Origin of the sequence: Acutalibacter caecimuris, assembly GCF_034335085.1 — a bacterium.
GTDB classification, from domain to species: Bacteria; Bacillota; Clostridia; order Oscillospirales; family Acutalibacteraceae; genus Acutalibacter; species Acutalibacter caecimuris.
Window position 1 is genome coordinate 1 of sequence record NZ_JAWXXJ010000007.1, and the last position, 19,368, is coordinate 19,368.

General features: G+C 59.7%; 17 protein-coding genes and 1 tRNA gene. 12 read left to right on the forward strand and 6 right to left on the reverse strand.

Translation table 11 applies throughout. The features are described 5' to 3' along the window. Positions 1-181 precede the first annotated feature (181 nt). From U8U01_RS05585 to U8U01_RS05595, 3 genes are all read right to left on the reverse strand, one after another. The gene (locus tag U8U01_RS05585; RefSeq protein ID WP_322172400.1) at positions 182-349 is read right to left on the reverse strand and encodes a hypothetical protein; all 168 of its coding nucleotides are present in this window, start codon (positions 347-349) and stop codon (positions 182-184) included. Between the two features lie 81 nt (positions 350-430). Further along, positions 431-598 (reverse strand): hypothetical protein, encoded by a 168-nt coding sequence (locus U8U01_RS05590; protein ID WP_322172401.1) that lies wholly within the window; start codon positions 596-598, stop codon positions 431-433. Between the two features lie 40 nt (positions 599-638). Continuing rightward, positions 639-815, reverse strand: coding sequence for a hypothetical protein (locus U8U01_RS05595; RefSeq protein ID WP_322172403.1), 177 nt, complete (start codon positions 813-815; stop codon positions 639-641). Between the two features lie 360 nt (positions 816-1,175). On the opposite strand from U8U01_RS05595, the gene U8U01_RS05600 reads away from it, so the two are divergent. From U8U01_RS05600 to U8U01_RS05615, 4 genes are all read left to right on the forward strand, one after another. Further along, positions 1,176-1,251, forward strand: a tRNA-Gly gene (locus U8U01_RS05600). 119 nt (positions 1,252-1,370) lie between these two features. After that, positions 1,371-2,309, forward strand: coding sequence for an AAA family ATPase (locus U8U01_RS05605; RefSeq protein ID WP_322172404.1), 939 nt, complete (start codon positions 1,371-1,373; stop codon positions 2,307-2,309). Positions 2,310-2,323: 14 nt separating this feature from the next. Continuing rightward, positions 2,324-3,484, forward strand: coding sequence for a DUF58 domain-containing protein (locus U8U01_RS05610; RefSeq protein ID WP_322172406.1), 1,161 nt, complete (start codon positions 2,324-2,326; stop codon positions 3,482-3,484). A gap of 56 nt (positions 3,485-3,540) precedes the next feature. Further along, the gene (locus U8U01_RS05615; RefSeq protein WP_322172408.1) at positions 3,541-6,225 is read left to right on the forward strand and encodes a transglutaminase-like domain-containing protein; all 2,685 of its coding nucleotides are present in this window, start codon (positions 3,541-3,543) and stop codon (positions 6,223-6,225) included. A gap of 69 nt (positions 6,226-6,294) precedes the next feature. Here the strand turns inward: U8U01_RS05615 and U8U01_RS05620 are convergent, their stop codons facing one another. The 3 genes from U8U01_RS05620 to spoVAC all read right to left on the reverse strand — a co-directional run bounded on the left by U8U01_RS05620 (position 6,295) and on the right by spoVAC (position 9,869). After that, on the reverse strand, positions 6,295-7,125 hold the full coding sequence (locus tag U8U01_RS05620; RefSeq protein WP_322172409.1) for a peptidoglycan DD-metalloendopeptidase family protein: 831 nt from the start codon (positions 7,123-7,125) through the stop codon (positions 6,295-6,297). A 430-nt stretch (positions 7,126-7,555) separates the two neighbouring features. Next, positions 7,556-8,932, reverse strand: a complete 1,377-nt coding sequence (locus tag U8U01_RS05625) for a glycoside hydrolase family 32 protein (protein ID WP_322172411.1) — start codon at positions 8,930-8,932, stop codon at positions 7,556-7,558. Between the two features lie 493 nt (positions 8,933-9,425). Continuing rightward, a complete protein-coding gene (spoVAC, locus tag U8U01_RS05630; RefSeq protein WP_322172413.1) occupies positions 9,426-9,869 on the reverse strand; it encodes a stage V sporulation protein AC in 444 nt (147 codons plus the stop codon). 535 nt (positions 9,870-10,404) lie between these two features. Here spoVAC and U8U01_RS05635 point away from each other — a divergent pair. The 8 genes from U8U01_RS05635 (at position 10,405) to infB (ending at position 19,356) form a co-directional block, all read left to right on the forward strand. Then, complete coding sequence (locus U8U01_RS05635; RefSeq protein WP_322172415.1) at positions 10,405-12,048, forward strand: RNA-binding domain-containing protein; 1,644 nt, start codon at positions 10,405-10,407, stop codon at positions 12,046-12,048. Between the two features lie 1,178 nt (positions 12,049-13,226). Then, a complete protein-coding gene (locus tag U8U01_RS05640; RefSeq protein ID WP_322172417.1) occupies positions 13,227-13,766 on the forward strand; it encodes a stage V sporulation T C-terminal domain-containing protein in 540 nt (179 codons plus the stop codon). A gap of 209 nt (positions 13,767-13,975) precedes the next feature. Then, positions 13,976-14,473, forward strand: coding sequence for a ribosome maturation factor RimP (gene rimP, locus U8U01_RS05645; RefSeq protein ID WP_322172418.1), 498 nt, complete (start codon positions 13,976-13,978; stop codon positions 14,471-14,473). A 126-nt stretch (positions 14,474-14,599) separates the two neighbouring features. Continuing rightward, positions 14,600-14,965: a GNAT family N-acetyltransferase gene (locus U8U01_RS05650; RefSeq protein WP_322172420.1), complete on the forward strand. Its 366-nt coding sequence runs from the start codon at positions 14,600-14,602 to the stop codon at positions 14,963-14,965. A gap of 77 nt (positions 14,966-15,042) precedes the next feature. Further along, positions 15,043-16,143 (forward strand): transcription termination factor NusA, encoded by a 1,101-nt coding sequence (gene nusA / locus U8U01_RS05655; RefSeq protein ID WP_322172422.1) that lies wholly within the window; start codon positions 15,043-15,045, stop codon positions 16,141-16,143. Positions 16,144-16,173: 30 nt separating this feature from the next. Beyond that, complete coding sequence (rnpM, locus tag U8U01_RS05660) at positions 16,174-16,473, forward strand: RNase P modulator RnpM (protein ID WP_322172424.1); 300 nt, start codon at positions 16,174-16,176, stop codon at positions 16,471-16,473. Continuing rightward, the gene (locus U8U01_RS05665; RefSeq protein WP_322172425.1) at positions 16,466-16,807 is read left to right on the forward strand and encodes a L7Ae/L30e/S12e/Gadd45 family ribosomal protein; all 342 of its coding nucleotides are present in this window, start codon (positions 16,466-16,468) and stop codon (positions 16,805-16,807) included. Before rnpM ends, U8U01_RS05665 begins: the two co-directional genes overlap by 8 nt. Further along, entirely contained in the window at positions 16,804-19,356 is a 2,553-nt protein-coding gene (gene infB / locus U8U01_RS05670) for a translation initiation factor IF-2 (protein ID WP_322172427.1), read from the forward strand. The genes U8U01_RS05665 and infB overlap by 4 nt, the downstream gene beginning before the upstream one ends. The last annotated feature ends 12 nt before the right edge of the window (positions 19,357-19,368 follow it).

Consider the following 19,368-nt stretch of genomic DNA (forward strand, 5'->3'; position numbering starts at 1 on the left):
GCATAAAGCGCTCGTAGTTGGCGTCCTGGCGGCGGGCCATATAGGCGTGGTTGTTCTCCTTCACGGTCTTGCCCAGTTTTTTGGTGTTATAGTTTTTCATGTTGATTTCTCCTTTTCTCCAGTTCTCCAGTCAGTTTTCCAATAAATACCCATTGCCCTATCCTTCGCTCGGCCCGCCCTGTCAGTTCATCGCCCAGAACATCGCCTGGCTCTTCACCTCTGTCACCTGGAACACATCCGCCTTCCCCTGCATAAAGCGCTCGTAGTTGGCGTCCTGGCGGCGGGCCATATAGGCGTGGTTGTTCTCCTTCACGGTCTTGCCCAGTTTTTTGGTGTTATAGTTTTTCATGTTGATTTCTCCTTTTCTCCCGTTCTCCAGTCAGTTTTCCACTAAATATCCGTTGCCCTATCCTTCGCTCGGCCCGTCCTGTCAGTTCATCGCCCAGAACATCGCCTGGCTCTTCACCTCTGTCACCTGGAACACATCCGCCTTCCCCTGCATAAAGCGCTCGTAGTTGGCGTTTTGACGGCGGGCCATATAAGCGTGGTTGCTCTCCTGCATGGTTTTGCCCATTTTCTTCGTGGTAAAGTTTTTCATATAAATTCTCCTCTCAGTTTATAAATCTATTTTATCCCTGTCAGCCTACCGGATGCACCGGCAGCCACTTATTTGTAAATTCTTCTCCGCCATTTAGGCTTTCCATAAACCGCCACAAGCTCTGTTCCTTCCGGCGGGCCGTCAGGGCAGCCTGCCTGTTTATAAGCTGCCCGCCTTTTGCCAGCGGCCTTCCCAGCATAGTGTTGGTGTTTTTCATGGTTTACTACCCCTTTCCCGGTTTTTTTGGTTGTGCCCCTTGCTGTGTTTCTATTATAACTCCAACAGTCGTTGGATTCAACCGTCAATATCTCAACAATAGTTGTGTTAATAATTTTCCTTCTCTTTCTCCGCCCGGAGGCTGCCTTCCTGCTTTCCCTCCCGGCCTGTGACTATATTATAAACCCCATTTATAAATTTGTCAAGGGTTTTTATAAAGTTTTTTCGAAAAATTTTTGACAGTTTATAAATCAACTATTCTTCTTTTTAGCCCCTCTTTTTCCCATCCGCCCCCATTCGCACTTTTTTTGATTTTCCCCATTGACATTTCCGCTCATCTGTTATATAATAAGTGCAGTTCGCGGGCGTAGCTCATCTGGTAGAGCGCCACCTTGCCAAGGTGGAGGTAGCGAGTTCGAGCCTCGTCGTCCGCTCCAATTTATCCCTTACATTTGAATAGCCCCACCCGAAATAGAGAAGTGAGAACTTCCCTATTTTTATTATCAGCGATATTCCCCCTGGAGCCGATTCTCATATAAAAGGACAGGTGACGCCCATGACCCAGCCCAAAGCCCTTGGGATCATCAACGAGGTTCGCAAAGCCATTGTCGGCAAAGATACCGTCGTCTGCAAAACCCTCATGGCGATCCTGGCCGGCGGGCATATCCTTCTGGAGGACAACCCCGGTGTAGGCAAAACCACCATGGCCCTGGCCTTTTCCCGGGCCATGGGTATGCAGTTCGGCCGGGTACAGTTCACACCGGAAACCATGCCCAGCGACGTGCTGGGCTACTCTATATATAATAAGGAAACCGGCCGCCTGGAGTACCGCCCCGGCGCGGCCCAGTGCAACCTGTTTTTGGCTGACGAGATCAACCGCACCAGCGCCAAGACCCAAAGCGCCCTTTTAGAGGCCATGGAGGAGGGCCAGGTCACGGTCGATGGCGTCAGCCGCCCCCTGCCCAGCCCCTTTACGGTCATCGCCACCCAAAACCCCCTGGGTACCGCCGGCACCCAGCCCCTGCCCGAGTCCCAGTTGGACCGGTTCATGCTGCGCCTCTCCATCGGCTACCCTTCCGCCGAGCAGGAGGTGCGCATCCTGAAACAGACCGAGGGCCGGCGGCCCCTGGAGTCCATCGTCCCCGCCGCTACCCTGGCCGAGGTCGGGCAAATGCGCGCCGAGGCCGCCCTGGTCCACGTGGCGGACGACCTGTACCGCTATGTGGCCGACCTGTGCACCGCCACCCGGGAGGACCCCGCCCTGCGCCTGGGGGCCAGCCCCCGGGCCGGCGCCGCCCTGGTCCGGGCCTGCCGGGCCTCCGCCTGGATGGCCGGCCGGGACTACATCGTCCCCGCGGACGTCAACCTGCTGTTCTTCGATGTACTCTGCCACCGGGTCGTGCTGGAGCCCCAGGCGAAAATGGGCGGCCTGGACGCCCACGCCGTGCTGGAGGGCGTTATGGCCCAGGTGCCCGCGCCCAGGCTGCTCAGGTAAGGGGGGCGGGCCTTTTGCTGAAAAACCGCCTTTGCTACCTGTTTATCCTCCTGTGCGCCGGGGCATTCTTTATATGTTTCAACGGGTACTACTCCATGTACGTGTTCCTGCTGGCCCTGGCGCTGCCCTGGCTCTCGCTGCTGATCTCCCTGCCGGGTATGCTTACCCTCCGGGTAACGGCCTGCGTCCCCGGGGATGCCCAACCGGCGCACACGGCCAAAAACCAGCCCGTTTCCCTCCATGTGGCGGTGGCCAACCGCTCCTTTTTACCGTCCGGCCGGGCCCGGGCCACCCTCACCATTGAAAACAGCTTTACCGCCGAACGCCGGGTCGAAAAGCTGGAGTTCTCCCCTGCCCGCCAGCCCCAGATCTTAGAGCACAAGCTAAGCTGCGCCACCTGCGGCGTGGTACACTGCCGCCTTTCCAAGGCCCGGGCCTATGACCTGCTGGGCCTTTTTTGGCTGCCTGTCCGCACACGCAACCACAGCGGCTGCCAGGTCGTTGTGCAGCCCACCCTGTTCCACCCAACTTTGGGCCTGGACCCCCAGCAATCCCAGCAGGGCGAGGATGAACGCTACTCCCTCACCCACCCCGGCGGCGACCCCACCGAGCTGTTCGGCCTGCGGGCCTACCGCCCCGGCGACCGGCTCAGCCGGGTAGACTGGAAACTCTCCCAGAAAACCGATTCCCTCCTGGTCAAAGAGGCCAGCCGCCCCCTGGCCACCCGCTCCCTGCTGCTGATCGACCTGGGCTGTACCGGCCTGGAGGCCGATACCCTAATGGACGCGCTGGCCACCCTGGCCGGTTTCCTGGCCGGGCAGGGGGTCGGGCTGCTGATCGGTTTCCTCCGGGACGGGCATCTCTCCCTTTTGGAGGCCGGCACGCCGGAGGACGTCACCCTGGCCCTGGAGGCGGTCCTCCGCCACGCCGGCCACCAGCCCCTGCCGGACACAGCCGTCCTGTCCTGCCCGGCAGGGGTTTGCCGGGCCGTCTGCCTCTCCTGCCGGCCCGGCTCCGGGCTTACCGGCGGGCTCTGCCAGCGCTATCCCGCCGTACGGCTGCATCTGGTCAGCCTGTATCCCCCCGGGCCCAAAACCAGCCTCCCTCCCCAGGTCCGCTGGGTGCGTGTCCGCCCCGGCCACCTCTCCCAAGACCTGGGCGGCCTGCTCCTGTAGCCCCCGGTACCCCGGCCCAACAGCCTGAAACGCCCCACAGAAAGGAAGTGCCCCCTATGGAAAAAGCGCCGCAAAACATCCAACTGGACCGGCCGCGGCTGCTGCTTACAGACGGCGGCCCCCTGCGGCGGTGGTTCTTTTACGCCGTTTTGCTCCTTTTAGGCGGGCTGGGGGGCTGGGGCTGTTTCATTACGGCCTTTGCGTTGCCTGTAACGCCTGCCCTGCTGGGGGGCGTAGGCTTTTTTTGCTGCGCCTTCACCCTTTGGCGGCAACTGGACACCCGCAAGCGCTGGTGGTCGGTGTCCCTGCTGGGTTGGGTGGCCTGGCTGTTCGCGCTGCTGTTCCTGTTTGACCACGCCCTTCACGGGGCCGTGCGCACCCTCAACGCCATGCTGGACCTTTACAGCAATAAGCTCAGCTACGACCTGCCCACCCTCACCCTGCCCTACACCGTCGGCGTGCCCCGCCCCTCCCCCCAGGAGGAGTGCGACGCCTTCTTCGCCCTCCTGTTCTACCCCTTCTTCTGGGCCATGTCCCGGATGCTGGCCCACTACAAAAACGTGCTGGGCCCCTTTGCCCTCACCGGTACCCTGCTGGTGTTCCCCCTCAGTTTCTCCATCCTGCCGGCAGGCTGGGCTTTTGGGACGCTGCTGCTGTTCTGGTGCGTGCTGCTGTTCACCACGTCCATCATCACCGGGCGGCAGGGCCTCTTGGGCCGCCACAACCGGTACCGGGTGCCGGGCATTGCCTCTGCCCGGCCCGCCGCTTTGCTGGTCCTGCCCCTTCTGGCCCTCTGTATGCTGGCCGTCTACCGCTTTGCCCCGCCCGAAACCTACGCCCGCCCCCTGCTGGTAGAGGATTTGCGCTATATGGTAGAAAATGGTTTCGGCGCCGCCGCGTTTATCCGGGGCGGCCAGGGTAACAGCAACCGGCAGGTACAGCTAAACACCATGGGCAGCCGCAGCTATACCGGCGAAACCATCCTCCAAGTAAAGTTTGATTGGCAACAGCCCAGCGATTCCGGCCTGTTCCATTCCAAAGAGTACCTGAAAAGCTTTGTGGGCAGCGTATACACCGGCCAAAGCTGGGAGCGCCTCCCGGACGAAAGCCGCCGGGAGGCCGATGCCCTCCCCCTGCAGGCCCAAAACCAGGTTGCCCGCTACCACCAGGAAATGTTCCTGGACACAGTGGACCGGCAGGGCGGCTACACCCTCTCCCTGCGGAACCTGGGGGCCAACCCCCGCTGCGTATATATCCCCTACGGCCTCAGCAGCCCGGCCGACGCCCTGGCCGGCCAGGGCGTCCAACTGGTAGAGGACGGCTACGCCAAATCCGCCAGTTTCCTCACCGGCGCCGGGTCATACACCCTGGATGCCGTGACCCTGCCCATGGGCGTCAGCTACTTCAGCCGCATCGCCGCCACCGCTGTCTTTAACCAGTACGGCGTTTCCCTCACCCCCTCCACCGGTTCCGCCAATTCAGGCACCCTCTATTCCGGCGTTTACAGCAACAACCAAACGGCCGGGGCCTCCACTGGCCTGTGGAACCAACTGGTCAACGGCCTTTCCGCCCAGGCCGAGGCCGGCGGCGACCAATGGCCGGAGGACCTCTACACCGTGCCGGCGGATGCCCTTGCCAGCCTACAACCCCAGCAGCAGGTGCTGGCCCAGGCGGTAGAGGCTTACAACCAGTTCGTCTACCGGCACTATACCCAAATCCCCCCGGAGCTGGAGGAGTTCCTCAGCCGTTTTCGCACCGCCTACGCGCTGCACCCCTACACGCGGGATACAGACTACCGCTACAAAGACGGCGCGGTCTATTTCGCCGGCAAAATCCAGGAGGTATTCCAGTCCTACTTCACCTATTCCCTGTCGCCCCCCACCCCTGCCGCCGGCCAGGACTTCGCCCGGTTTTTCCTGGAGGAGTCCCACGAGGGCTACTGCGTGCACTTTGCCACGGCAGCGGTGCTCCTGCTGCGCTCCGCCGGGTACCCCGCCCGTTATGCCGAGGGCTACGTGGTGCCCTCCCGCCTGTCCGGCTGGGTCGATGTCCCGGACTACAACTCCCACGCCTGGGTAGAGGTCTACTGCGGCGGCATGGGCTGGATCCCCGTGGAGGTGACCCCCGCCTCTGCGGATAACCCGGCGGTCTACTACGACGCGGCCCTGCCCGGCGGCAACGCCCAGGAGCGCGCCCCCACCCCCCAGCCGGCGGAAACCCGTCCCACCCTGCCTCCCCCTGACCCGGACTACCAGCCCCAGCAGGTGCCTACCGCCACCCCCGGCTACCAGCCCGGTGCCGCCCCTACCCCCGCGGCCCCGCCTGCGGCTGGCGGCAGCCATGGTGCCGGCCCCTCTGCCGGGCCAGGCAAGCCCGCCTGGCCGGTACCGCTGGCCCTGTTGGGCCTGCTGGCCGCTGCGGCGGGCAGCCTTTTGCTCTTCCGCTGGGCCCGCATCCGCCGGCGGCAAAAGGCCCTTTCCCAGCGGGACCGGGACCAGGCCGCCCTGGGGGCCTATGCCTTTTTGCTCCGGCTGTACAGTTGGGAGGCCCTCTGCGGCCGGCGCGCCCCGCCCCCTACGCACTGGAAGGCCCTGGCCGAAAAGGCCCGTTTCAGCAAAGCCATGCTCACCCCGGAGGAGCTCGCCCAACTGACCGGCGATATCGCCCGCCTCCAGCAAAAGCTGCGGGTCCAGCTCCCCCTACCCCGCAAAGCCCTCTGTTGGGCTTGCGGCCTCATTTAAAACACCCTATCCACCCAAAAAGCCCCCGCCTTTCCCAGGCGGGGGCTTTTTGACTTTCCCTTTTCGTCCTCAGTTCTCCCCTTCTATCACAGAGCGGGGGTCCAGGTACGCCGCATCCCGGCGCACCTCCAAATGCAGGTGGGGTTCGTCTGCCGACTCCGCCGGCACCGCCGTTACCGTGCCCAGAGCCTGGCCCATAGACACCACATCTCCGGGCTGTACCAAAAAGTTCTCTCCCAGCCCGCAGTAGTAGAACAGGTAGTCCCCATGTTCAATCACCGCCACATTGCCCAGCATATTGTCCGTGTAGGTTTCCTTCACCACGCCGTTGCCGCAGGCCAGTACCTGTTCGCCGCTCTCCGCGGCCAGGTCCGTGCCCGCGTGTATCCGCCAGTCCTTCATGGTGGCCGAGTACATCGGCGCCCCGGCGCTATAGGCTTTCGCCACCTCTTTCGAACCCACCGGGTAGATCATCTCGCTGCTGATCTCATACATGGGCGCGTTTACCGGCACCTGGGGTTCCTCCTCCGGTTCGTCCACCTCCGCCTGTGGCCCGGCGCTGGGGGCCGGGGTGGGGGCGGGCTCCTCCGGCGGGGCCGAAGGGGCCGGCGTCACCGTGGGGGTCAGGTCCTTTGCCCCCACCGCCGCGTTCACCTTTGCCTTTGGCCGCGGGCTGGGCGCGGGGGTACGGGGGGCCTCCGGGTCGTCGCTTATCCGGGAGGCCGCCTCCCCCGTCCCGCTGCTCTCCCCGGCATCCGGGCCGCTGGTGGCCGCCATGTACCCCTGCACCGCGTCAAAGGTACTCCACGCCGCAATGCCCACGGCTACCAGGCACACGGCCAGCGCCAGGTAGAACCCGTTGCGCCGGGCTTTGCCTTCTGAAAACCGCTTTCCGTTCATAGCATATCATCCTTTCAAGGCAACAGTTTCGTTTACAGGGATATTGTGGCCTGATCGGTGGAAAATATGCAATAGGGCAAAACTTTGGCCGGGCACTACCGTTAACACAGTGCAAAAGAGGTAAAAAACCTCTTTTAAACCAGGCGGCACAACCGCCCGGCTTGAAAATCAGCGCCTACCGGTTTTCAAGTGTGTTTGCTATAAAACAGGTTGGCGGGAAACGCCCACACACAACAGAAAAGAGCCGGACCATGCCGGCTCTTTCCCTTGTGCTTGAGGGGTATTATTGAGGAGGGTAGAACATGTATCTCAAGAAAAGGTGCGGTCCATTTCTTTCGAGTACACCCATATTATACCGCGCCCCGGCCCGGCAGTTGTTAAGCCGCTGTGAATAATCCTAAAACAAATTTATCCCCCTCCATGCCCCTCCTCAGCCCGGCTGCATGGCGTGCAGGCGCACCTGCGCGCTGCCGCTCACGGTCAGGCGGTCATAGGGCTGGCTGGGGTATACCACCCAGGTAAAGGCCCTTGTACCCTGGTCCACAAACATCTCCGCCACCGACCGGTCAAACAGGAACTGCATCTCCCAGCCCCCCTCGTAAAACCGGGGCGCAGCCATCCGGCTGTACCAGTCACGGGCAAAGTTTTCGTCAAAGCCCTGCTCCCCCGCCTGGCTGCGGTCAAAAAAGGCCCGGTTCTCCGCATCCACCCCAAAGTCCAGGCACTGCCCCGCCCGGTTGGAAAGGCGTACCGCCCCGGCCCCGGTACCTGTCACCGTCAGTTTGAACACCTGGCCGGACAGTTCCCCTGTCCAGGGCCCCGCCTCCCCAAAGGCCGCCTGGTCCACAGGCGCGCAGCCCAGCCGCAGGCCGCCCTTGGGCGTGTCCGCCAAAAAGAGCCGCCTGGGCAGGGTCATCTGGCCCCGGTAGGCGCCGGTAGGGGTGTTGTGGGCGTATATCCAGTTACAGGCCCAGCCCACCAGCAGCCGTTCCTCCGTGCCAAAAAAGGTAACGCCCGCGTAGTTGTCCAGCCCCGCGTCTATAAATTCCGGCTGGGTAAACCGCCCGTCGCACCGGAAACTGTCCCCGTCAAAGCGCCCGGTAAAGTATTGGGTGCGGGCCCCGTGGTTCTCCTCGCTGGGGCCCATGCTCACCAGCAGCACCCACACTTCCTCCCCTCCGGCCTGCAACGGGAACAGGTCCGGGCACTCCCACACCCCTTTGGCGTAGTTACCCGCCGGGCCAAATTCCCCGGTTTTCTCCCATTTTTTTAGATCCTCCGAGGCATAAAACTCCACATGGTCCCCCGCGGCCAGCACCATGCTCCAGCAGCCCCTTACCGGGTTGCGAAAGACCTTCGGGTCCCGGCAATCCCGCCGGCTGCCGGGCAGCACCGGGTTCCCCTGGTACTTGGTAAAGCGGATGCCGTCCAGGCTGTAGGCCAGGCTCTGCTGTTCCCTGTCCCGGCCCCCTTCCCCTGGCAGATGGCTGGTGTACAGGGCCACCAAAGGCCCCCGGCCCCCTTCGCCCAGCCCGCTGGTGTTCTCCCGGTCGTACACCGCGCTGCCGGAGAAGATATACCCCAGCCCGTCGGGCTCCAACGCCACCGGCAGATGTTCCCAGTGTATCAAGTCCCTGCTGCTCCCGTGGCACCAGTGCATCGGCCCCCAATCGGGCTCCGGGTAGTACTGGGCAAACAGATGGTAAGTCCCGTCCACAAACACCAGCCCGTTTGGGTCGTTGATCCACCCGGCCCTGGGGGTAAAATGCAGCGCCGGGCGAAAATCCCGGCCTTCTTCTGTATGCATACGGCTATGCTCCTTTATCTGGTATAGTTAACACAGTTCAAAAGAGGTCTTTTGCCTCTTTTGAACCAGACGGCGCAGCCGTCCAGCTTGAAAATCGATATCTGCCGATTTTCAAATGTGTTTGTCATATTCCCCACCGGCAGCGGCCCGCCCCCTGCCCTGCCGGCGGATACGCCTCTAGTATACCACAGGGCCGCCCCCACGCCAAGCCTTTTTTATGGCCCCCCTGCCAAAAAGGCCGGGGCGCTGCCTGCAACCCCGGCCTTTTTGTGGTAGATACGGCCATACGACCGCACAGGGCAAGGCAACACGGCATCGCCCTGCACCTAGGGCTTGTTTGAAAATAGAGGAAATGACGAATTTTTGACCAGAAACGGTCAGATTCAAGGAGAAAACCGCAAGTAATACTTGCGTATTACGAGGATTTTCGACGCAGAAGATGGTTGTTTCTGGGTAAAAATACGGCGTTTGCGATTTTTCAAACAAGCCCTAATTATATCTGAAAGATAAAGATAACCAGCCCGTACACCACGCTGGCGCAAATACCAAATACCAGCACCGGCCCGGCCACGGTAAACAGCTTGGCCCCCAGGCCCGTGATGAACCCCTCGCTCTTAAACTCCATGGCCGGCGATACCATCGAGTTGGCAAACCCCGTAATCGGCACCAGCACCCCGGCCCCGGCATACTTGGCAATGTTGTCGTACCACCCCAGGGCGGTCAGGGTGGCCGAAATCAGGATCAGGCTCACGGACACGGCCATCCGGGCCTGGGGCAGCTCCAGGCCCAGGTCCTGGTACAGGTTGCACAAAACCTGCCCCACCGTGCACACAAAGCCCCCAAACAAAAAGGCCAGCGTACAGTCTTTCACAACCGGCGAGGGCGGCGAGGCCGCCTTCACCGCCCGGGCATATTCCTCTGGTGTTATGCTCTTCATTGCGGCACCTTCCTTTTTCCGTAAAGTCTGCCACTAGTGTTCGCGGCAAACGCCCCATTATGCGCCCCGCCCGCCACAAAAGCCGCTGCCAGAAAAAAGGATAAAGGCCAAATTCGCGCAAATACTAGTGCCGTAACAACCGGCCATCCGCCCCACACCCGCAATACGGTTGACGGGAAACAGCCGTTGGCGCCTGGCCGGCAAACTTTGTGCGAAAGGAAGTTTTTATATGAAAGCAACAGGTATCGTCCGCCGTATCGAGGAATGTGTTATAATAACACAAAAGCCCGGGAAGCCGCATGAATACTGGGGTTCCGCTGATTTTGTCCGAGTCAGAACCGGTGGGTTCGATGGGTTTTTATAGGAGTATATGGGACTTGGAGGGGAGATACAGGAAAATCCGAGAAGGCTGGACCGCTTGAGGGTGGTCTGGTCTTCTTTTGTTATCGTATCACACGCAATCACACGCGTGCGATAATTTGCTTGACAATATCGCACGCGTGTGATATTATAAATGAAGTAGAGAGGTGAAACCATGGAACGCATAATTCCAGAAAATGAATCGCTTATTGTTGAATTTAAGAGTGACCGCAAAAAACTGTCGGACGATGTGTTGATAGATGCAGTGGTGGCCTTTGCAAATACAGAAGGCGGAGATATCTATTTGGGTGTAGAAGATGATGGGTCCATTACCGGACTGCACAAAGACCATAAAGATTCTACCAGGGTGGCTGCATTTATTGCAAATCGAACAGTTCCGCCAGTGTCTGTCAGAGTTGAGGTAGTAGAGGAAGAAACTGCTAATGTGCTAAAAATCAGCGTTCCCAAAAGCAGGAGTATTGTGGCATCCTCATCAGGGAAAATCCAGCGTCGGCAGATCAAGGCAGACGGAGAGCCGGAAAATGTGGCAATGTACCCATATGAAATAAACTCCAGGCTGAGCACACTGTCTCTGCTTGATTATTCGGCGCTACCGGTTCCAAATGCCAAATATGAAGATTTGGATCCTGTGGAAAGAGAGCATTTGCGCACTATTCTTAAAAACTACAACGGGGAAAAAGCGCTGCTGGAGTTGGATGATGAGGATTTAGACAAGGCCTTACGTCTGGCAGTTATCAGCGAAAAAAAATTGGTTCCAACATTTACGGGTATGTTATTGCTTGGGAAAAAAGAAAAGATAATGGAGCACATTCCTACGGCTGAAGCGGGCTATACGGCTTTTCGCGGGACTGATGTAACAGCAAACGAGTCCTTTTTTCTGCCGATGCTCACAGCAATAGAGAGAATTTTCGCATTTCTGGAGGCAAGGAATTCTGAACAGGAGATGGAGGTCGGATTGTTTCGGATCTCCATTCCTGATTTCGATAAAAGAGCTATGAGGGAGGCAGTGGTAAACGCATTCGCGCATAGGGACTATACCCGAATGGGACGGGTATTGGTCCGCTTGGATGACGATGGGCTTTCAATTAGTAACCCTGGAGGCTTTATTGAGGGCGTTACCGTAGAGAATATTTTGAGTGTAGAACCTCACGGGCGGAATCCTGCTTTGGCGGATGCACTGAAACGGATAGGTTTGGCGGAACGCTCCGGAAGGGGTGTTGACAGGATATTTGAAGGCTCTCTTTTTTACGGACGCCCCCTTCCCGACTATTCTGAGTCTTCCTCCACCAATGTTCGCCTGTTTATCCCTTGCGGCTTGCCGGACAAGAAATTCATACGAATGGTTACAGAAGAACAACAGCGTACAGGTGCGCCTATGCCAGTAAATACTCTTTTGATTCTGAATACGCTGAAGCATGGGAGGCGTATGACGATTGCCAATATTGCAGAAACTACAAAAATATCTGAGGGAAAGATTCGCGCAACAGTGGAACGGATGACAGAATCAGGGCTGATTGAGACGGTAGGCGCTGGTAAGGGCCGTATGTATATATTGAGTGCAAAAGCTTATCGGGACGCGGTAAGCTATGTGCGCCAGACGGATATTGAGGCTTTGCGACATCAGGAATTGGTTCTCAAACTGGTTGAGATGCAGGGAGCGGTGTCGCGGAAGGATGTGGTTGAACTGCTGCATGTGAGTCCATCCCAGGCATATCGGATTTTGCAAAAGATGGTGAAGGATGAATGCCTAGTGCAAGAGGGAACAACAAGAAATGCACGATATAAAAAGAACTTATAGCCATAACAAGTTAATTATAAAAGAATTCCATATTTTTGTTGTTCAATAATTGAAATGACAACGAACGATTTGGCTTTTTCTATAAGGATTAGGCTTTGTTTGCTAAATAAGCGTTGCACAAAGACGAGAGGTGTGCTAAAACAGGAACATAAAATGATATGAATTGACAAAAGAACAATGAAAGCGCATAAAAGAACTGTTGCCAGCGGAAGGACGGCAAAGCGTGGCCAGCCACGGAAGTATGCTCAATGGGATGCTTTGGATCGCCCGTAGCAGAGCGCAGCGGCAGGAATTGCAGGAGGCTTATGGATCAGGGTAGTCTGTGTAGGCCCGATTTGCCAAATAGCGGGGGTACCTTGGAAGCCATATTCCTAACACTGTCTGCGGATATGGGCATGAAAAATGTGAGCCTGGGCTCTACCTGCATTAAGGTTCACGAAAGTGTCAACATGGAAAGAAATAGCCGATTAGGCAATTTGGCGGACCCGAGGTGGGTTGAATACAACTGCATGCAATTGAAGATGGACTAGGAAATCCTGTTGAGCTACTAGGAAAAGTAGAGGTCCGCAACAGCAATGTGTTAGCAAACCGTGCTTATGGGGAAAATAGTTTGGGATTATATCCCAGGACAGGGAGCCAGTTATGCGATTCCCCCGCAGAGCAATATTTCTGAACCCTTCGCCAATGATCGGTGACTACATGAAGAACACTATTTGTTTGAGTGTTTTTTCATAACCTCAAACAGTTTTGTAAGATTGTCACTAGACATAATATGTTAGTTGTTTCGTTCCTCGCCTTTGTTTATCTCGCATATATTGATATTAGTATATAATCAAAAACGAACTTGATATGAAGTATGTCAAAAATATAAGAAATACATATGAGATTGTTTCAAAAGACAACAGCGAATTGCAAATAGATGTACCAGGATTTCTATTAAACGCAGAGACTTGAAAATTGAATGGCAACACAAAGTTAAAAATGAACCAGTCAAGGAGCGGGATAAAAGGGAAAACAACGCAAATAATACCTTAGCAGGCGAGTTGGGCCGGGTAGTCACATGAAGCGACTTGCTCAAAATGGAGAATGGATTTTGATATAAATTGTGCAGCTAATGGCTCCCTGGCGGCAAAAATCGTTGTTTTCTATAAAAGTTATTCTGAAAGGGATGAATTAGCATGAAAGCTACTGGAATTGTACGCCGTATCGACGACCTCGGCCGGGTCGTCATCCCCAAAGAGATCCGCCGCACCCTGAAGATCCGGGAGGGTATGCCCATGGAGATCTTCACCGACGTTTCCGGCGGGGTCATCCTCAAAAAGTATTCCCCCGTAGGGGAGATGTCCCAACTGGCCCAGTCCTATGCCGAGGCCCTGGTCAACCTCACCGGCTATGCCGCCGCTGTGTGCGATACCGAGCAGGTCATCGCCGTGGCCGGCCCCGCCAAAAAGGACCTGCTGCACAAGCCCATCTCCGTGCAGATGGACGAGCTGGTGCAGGGCAAGCGCTCCTTCCACACCAACGGGGAAAACACCGTGCTGGCCGCCCAGGGTTTCCCCGCGGCGGCGGTGGCCGTGTTCCCGGTGGTGTCCTCCGGCGACGCCATGGGCGCGGTGCTGCTGCTCAAGGGGGAAAAATCCTCCCCCAAGGTCAGCAGCGAGGCCGCCGAAAGCCTCAAGGCCGCGGCCATGTTCCTCTCCCGCCAGTTGGAAAGCTGAAAAACGCCGGGCCTATCCCCCTTCCTGCGGGGGTCCCCCAAAAGAAAACCGCGAAAACCCTTGATTTTCCCGGTGCACGGTGTTATAATACCAATGTAATAGGCTGTAGACTGAGAGAGTGGGGCGACCCGCTCTTTCGTGTTGTTACGCCCCCGCCGCAGCCATGGCGGGGCGCGGCAGCCCAACAGGAAAAGGAGGGAGCATGGGCCATGTGCCATGAAAACGGCGAGAAAAAGCCAAAGGCCGGGGTTGCCGCCACCGTGCGGGCCCTGGCCGGCCCCCTGGCAGAAGAACTGGGCCTGCGGGTCTGGGACGTACAGTATGCCAAGGAGGGCGCTGAATGGGTGCTGCGCATCTATATTGATAAAGAAGGCGGCGTGGGTATCGACGACTGCGTGGACATGACCCACGCCATAGACCCGGTGCTGGACCGGGAGGATCCCGTCCCCCAGGAATACGTGCTGGAGGTTTCCTCTCCGGGCGTCAACCGCCGGCTCACCCGGCCCGAACACCTACAGGCCTATTTGGGCCTGCCGGTACGGGCCCGGCTCATCCGCCCCCTGCCGGACGGCGCCAAAGAGCTGGAGGGCCTGCTGCTGGAGGCCGGGGCCGAGGGCCTGGAGATCCAGTTGGACGAAGAAACCAGCGTAAGCCTGCAAAAAAAGGAACTGGCCTGGGTCAGCGCCCTGGACGACCCGGCCTTTTAAGGGGCCCCCAAAGGGCAGCGCCCCTACGGCCATTTGGGAGGTACCCTGTATGGACTATATGGACTACACCATCTCGGAAGAGCGGCTCACCCCCGCCGCTTACATCGCTTTTTAGCCCAAAGCGATTTGGGCTCCCAGTACCCGGCAGAGCGGTTCCAGGAGCGGGTGGCCCGGCTGGTGGAAAGCGTCCCCATCAGCCTCACCGTCCGGGACCCCGCCGGCCGGCTGGTCGGCGTCTGCCTGGGGCTTACGGACTTTGCCTACTGGCTCTTTCTCACCGGCCTGGGGGCTGTGCGGGACTGCGCCGGCCGGGGCATTGGCAGGGCGCTGGTCAAGCGGGCCCTGGCCGCCGCCGGCGGGGAGGAAAACATCATCCTGTACGCCTGCGCCCATCCCGGCGCCCTCCCTTTCTACCGGAAGATCGGCATGGAGCCCGCCCAGGATGTGATGGTCTACGACCATATAGACTGGACGCCCTTCACCGTAACATAAACCCACGCCGGGCCCCCACACGGCCGGCCCCGGCGTATCCGCCTATCGGAATCTATCGTAAGGAGTGGTCAGCAAACATGGTACGCAAAAAGAAGAAAGAACCCGAGCAGCAGGGGAATGAAGAGCTGTTCCTGGCCCTGGCCCTTTTGGAAAAGGAGCGGGGCGTCCCGGTGGACTTTATGCTGGATAAGATCAAAAAAGCCATCGCCAACGCCTGTAGCAAAGCCTACCGCAACGAGGATGTAGACGTCCGGGTAGACCCGGCCGCCGGCAAGTTTGAGGTATACCTGCAAAAGCAGGTGGTGGAAGAGGTGCTGGACCCGGACAAGGAGATGCTCCTGGAAACCGCCCGGCAAATCTCCCCCCTAGCCCAGTTGGGCGAGAGCGTGGGCATCAAGCTGGATACCAAGCAGTTCAGCCGGGTGGCCGCCCAGTCCGCCCGCAACATCATCCGCCAGGGCATCAAAGAGAACGAAAACGGCCAAATGCGCCAAGAGCTCCAAAGCAAGGACCAGGAGCTGGTCACCGCCCTGGTAGAGCGCATCGACCCCCGCAGCGGCGCCCTGTCCCTGCGCATCGGCAAGCTGGAAGTCACCCTGCCCAAAAGCGAGCAGATCGGCAACGAGCAGGTCCGGGAGGGCGACCACCTTAAGGTGCTGGTGGCCGGCATCAAAGAGGAGGACAAAGGCCCCAAGGGCATTATCTCCCGGGTGCGCCCGGAACTGGTCAAGCGTATGTTTGAAGTAGAGGTGGCCGAGATCTACGACGGCACCGTAGAGATCAAGGCCGTGTCACGGGAGGCCGGCTCCCGCACCAAGCTGGCCGTCCTCAGCCATGACCCCAATGTAGACGCGGTCGGCGCCTGCATCGGCACACGGGGCGCACGGGTCAACAAGATCGTGGAGGAGCTGGGCGGCGAGAAGATCGACATCGTCGAGTATAGCGAGGACCCCAAGCTTTTCATTGCCGCGGCCCTGTCCCCGGCCAATGTGCTGTCGGTAGAGCTCACCGAGGAAAGCAAGGCCTGCAAAGTCACCGTGCCGGATAGCCAGCTATCCCTGGCCATTGGCAACAAGGGCCAAAACGCCCGGCTGGCCGCCCGCCTCACCGGCTGGAAGATCGATATCAAACCGGAAAGCGGTTTCTTCGGCGAAGAGGCCGCCGACCCGGCCCCCTAAGGGCCTTTTTAGGAAAAGGGAGTGGTGAATATGCGCCCAAAGAAAACCCCCATGCGGATGTGCACCGGCTGCGGGCAGATGAAGCCGAAAAAAGAGCTGGTCCGCATCGTAAAAGCCCCCGAAGAACAGGATGCATCCGGCCGGCCCCTGCCCCCGGCTATCTCCCTGGACCCCACCGGCAAAAAACCCGGCCGTGGGGCTTACCTCTGCCACAGCGGCCAGTGCCTGCGCCTGGCCCGCAAAGCCCGGCGGCTGGAGCGCGCCTTCGCCTGCAAAATCCCGGATGACGTATACGAGAAACTGGAAGGGGAGTTGGCAGGCAATGGATAAAGCCCTTTCCCTGCTGGGCCTGGCCCGCCGGGCCGGCCGGCTGGAGGCAGGTTTCGACGCCTGCCGCAAAGCCGCCCGCTCCGGCCGGGCCGCGCTGCTGGTCGCCGCGGGGGATATATCGGAAAAAACCTATAAAAACCTTTGCTACGAGGCCCACCGGGCCGGCATCCCCGCTTTGCGCCTGGCCACGCCCCAGGCCCTGCTGGGCCATGCCTGCGGTGTGCGGGCCGGCGTGCTGGCCGTCAACGACCAGGGCTTTGCCGCCGCGGTGCGAAAGGAATGTGAGCAGGCCGGCTGCCGGCCGTTACGAGAGAAGGAGGAAGAAAGCCTATGATGATCAAATACAGAGTCCGGGAGATCGCCAAGGACCTGGGCGTCCAGAACAAAGACGTGATCGACACCCTGGCCCAGTATTTCCCTGAGCCGAAAAAATACATGACCCCCCTGGAGGAGGCCGAACTGGACGTGGTGCTGGAAACCTTTACCCAGCAGCACAGTGTGGAAAGTTTCGACCCCTACTTTGCCCAGCGGGAAAAGCCCGTCCTGGTCCGGCCCGAACCGGCGCCCGCCCCCATGCCCGCCCAGTCGGGAAAGGGCTCCGACCCGGAAAAGGGCTCCGGCCCGGAAAAGACCTCCGGACCGGAGAAAAAGCCCCAGCCCGCCCCCTCCGCCCAAAAACACGCCCCGCAAGCCCAGCAGCCCCAGGGGGAGAAAAAGCCCCAGCAAAGCCAAAACAACCAAAACGGCCAGCAGGGGCAAAAACAGCCCGCCAAAAAATCCGGCAAGCCGGAGCGCCCCGCCAGGCAGCCCGCCGGGCAGTCCCAGCAGGCCCAACAGGCCCAGGCCCAGGCAGCCGCCAAAAAGCCGGAGGACCCCGCCAAGCAGGCCGTCCGGGAGCCCCGGCAGCCGGTGCGCCGGGTGGTGGACACCCGCTCCAGCAATGTGAACATCGATAAGTACAGCGAAAAATACGACCGCCTGGCAGACCAGAAGGTGGGCTCCCGCACGGACAATGTGGTCACCAAGCAGAAGTTCATGGGCCGCAACCAGCAGAGGAGGGGCCAGCAGCGCCGGGGCAAGCGGGAAACCGAGGCCGAGCGCTTGCGCCGTATCGCCCTGGAGCGTAAAGCCAAGCACATCACCATCGAGGTTCCCGAAGAGATCACCGTGGGCGACTTTGCCCTGCGGCTAAAGGTCGCCGCCCCGGAGGTCATCAAAAAGCTGATGGGCCTGGGGGTCTTTGCCGCCATCAACGATACCATTGACTTTGACACCGCCGTGCTCATTGCCGACGAGTTCCACGCCAAAGTGGAAAAAGAAGTGGTCGTCACCATCGAGGAGCGCATCATCGACGACAGCGAGGACGACGAGGCCAACCTGGCCCCCCGGGCCCCGGTGGTGGTGGTCATGGGCCATGTAGACCACGGCAAAACCTCTATCCTGGACGTGATCCGCCACTCCAATGTTACCGAGGGCGAGGCCGGCGGCATCACCCAGCATATCGGCGCCTACCGGGTCAAGGTAGGCGGCCGGGACGTAACCTTCCTGGACACCCCCGGCCACGCGGCCTTTACCACCATGCGGGCACGGGGCGCCCAGGTCACGGACATCGCCGTGCTGGTGGTGGCCGCAGACGACGGCATCATGCCCCAAACGGTAGAGGCCATCAACCACGCCAAAGCAGCCGGGGTCAGCATCATCGTGGCCATCAATAAGATGGATAAGGTGGGTGCCAACCCCGACCGGGTAAAAGAGCAACTGACCGAATACGAGCTGGTGCCCGAAGAGTGGGGCGGCGACACCCCCTGCATCCCTGTGTCCGCCCACACCAAAGCGGGCATCAATGACCTGCTGGAGATGATCATCCTCACCGCCGACATGATGGAGCTGAAGGCCAACCCCAGCCGGGCCGCCAAGGGCACGGTGGTCGAGGCCCGCCTGGATAAGGGCATGGGCCCCATCGCCACGGTGCTGGTGCAAAACGGCACCCTCCACGCCGGGGATACCATCGTGGCCGGGGCCACGGTAGGCCGGGTCCGCTCCATGATGGACGACAAGGGCCACCGGGTGCAAGAGGCCGGCCCCTCGGTGCCGGTAGAGATCACCGGCCTTGGCGATGTGCCCGTGGGCGGCGACACCTTCGACGCCGTTTCCGACGAGCGCCTGGCCCGCGAGCTGGTGGAGCAGCGCCTCACCGAGCAGAAGGAAGAGGTGTTCCGCGCCCAAACCCGCGTCACCCTTGACAACCTCTTTGAGCAGATGAAAGAGGGCGATATGAAAGAGTTGAAGATCATCGTCAAGGCCGACGTCCAGGGCTCCGTCGAGGCCGTCCGCCAGTCCCTGGAAAAACTCAGCAACGAGGAAGTGCGGGTGCACATCATCCACGGGGCCGTGGGCGCCGTCAGCGAAAGCGACGTCATGCTGGCCAGCGCCTCCAACGCCATCATCGTGGGCTTTAACGTGCGTCCCGACCCGGTCGCCGAGGAAAACGCCAAGCGGGACGGCGTCGACCTGCGCCTGTACCGCATTATCTACGACTGCATCGAGGAGATCGAAAGCGCCATGAAGGGTATGCTGGCCCCCAAGTACCGGGAGGTGGCCCTGGGCCGCGCCGAGTGCCGGGAAACCTACAAGATCAGCAACGTGGGCATTGTCATCGGCGGCCATGTGGTGGCCGGCAAAATCACCCGCAACGCCCAGGTCCGGGTGGTGCGGGACGGCATCATCGTGGCCGACGACAAAATCGCCTCCCTGCGCCGCTTTAAAGACGACGTGAAAGAGGTGGCCGACGGCTACGACTGCGGCATCACCCTGGAACGGTTCGCCGATATCAAGCAGGGCGACGTGCTGGAAGCCTACGAAATGGAAGAATACCGGGACTAAAGGAGGTACCGC